2 protein-coding genes are annotated in these 1,411 nt (G+C 45.4%); both read left to right on the top strand.

The genetic code is table 11. The features are described from left to right. Nucleotides 1–421, top strand: a 421-nt coding sequence (locus tag KDK18_RS02865; RefSeq protein WP_257253066.1) for a hypothetical protein, incomplete at its 5' end; no start/stop codon positions are given. Nucleotides 422–614: 193 nt separating this feature from the next. After that, the coding region (locus KDK18_RS02860) for a hypothetical protein (RefSeq protein WP_257253065.1) at nucleotides 615–1,411 on the top strand (797 nt) is incomplete at its 3' end.

Raw genomic sequence — 1,411 nt, 5'->3', positions numbered from 1 at the left:
CTTAAGAGGTGTTTTCAGGGAGGATGGCAGGAAGGAGCCATGCGGGAAGGTCTGTAAGAATAGTCGCGCCCTGTCGAGTCACAAAAGAATCGCTCACACCGGGAAACAAACCTGTGACCTTTCAATAGTCGGGAATTATGGCCAGTTGCGGCCATGCGGGAAAGTCTTCAAGAATGTTCTATCTCTGTCATCTCACAAAGGCAAAATTCACACCGGGCAAAAAACCTGTGACATGACAGTGATCGGGGAGGATGGTCAGGAGCAACCATGCGGGAAGATCTGCAAGCATGCTCAGGCTCTGGCAGATCACAAAATGAGACATCGAAAACGCATGCGCTTTTGTGTGGGCCAGGATAATGAACTCAGTCCTAAAGAGAGTAAATTAAGAAAGGGTAAATTAAGAAAGGGTAAAGTGAAATAAGTGTGATTAACCTGACTGCATAATTTGGGTGTCAGACCTCCAGAAAGGGAGTGATGCTGAATTCAAACAATAAGTGCAGCCTAAGGTTTGTGAGAGAAAAGTATGCTTGTTTTTTTGATTTAGCACCTTTCTGGTCTATTACTTTACTGACCTGTATTTATTCACTATAAAACAAGAATGGATGAATAGAATAATGAGACGATCATTTTTTGTTGTGCTGCTGTCGCTTCTTTTGGCGTCTGTCGTTTGTCGGGCAGAATCGTTGACAAGACATTTTGTTGTCGAGCATAAACAGACCAGTGAGAGCTTTTCTATAAAGCACAACCTGAATTCGTTGTTGGGCAATCCGACACACCTTGCCGACACAAACGACTATGCATGGGCAGTTTTGCCGTCTGATGACAAATCACACAGGCTTGATGGTTACACTTTAAAAACGACCTTTATTGAGTCCATTTCGTGGCAGTTGCTTTACGCCACCAATCTGCTGGTGGCTTATGAACTGTTCCTGACTACACATGACGCCGCTCTGAGCGGCAAAACTTATTCATGGATACCCGAAGAGGCGTTTGTCGCAGTCGGCTGGCTCTTAAAAAGCTATTGGAACCCTGATTCAGTAATGTTTAACCCGAGGGATCAACTGAAGGCAAGTCAGGATGATTCGTTTGCGATCAACACTATGATGCTCCCCGGACAAAGCCAGCAACAAAGTGACCAACAAAACCCACCATCAGAATCATCCGGTCAGCAAACCCCGGGGGCAACTGCCCATGTTAGAGGCTCTGTCAAAAGACGCCTGTCTTCTGGCTCTGGCCGTGATAACGAAGGTTTTGAACAAGAGCAGCATACTTTGGGTTTAGAGTGTTACGTCGATTCCTGTCATGGCGTGTGTAAATTCCGAAAATTATCCAATAGTACAGAGTCAGCTGAAGAGCCGCCGAATTCTATAGAAAAATCCCATAGAAAGTTCAACAGACCACACCACTCAGC

It is taken from the genome of Endozoicomonas sp. SESOKO3, assembly GCF_024606255.1.
Note: the sequence above shows the minus strand (reverse complement) of the source record. Positions and strands in the feature narration are given on the sequence as shown.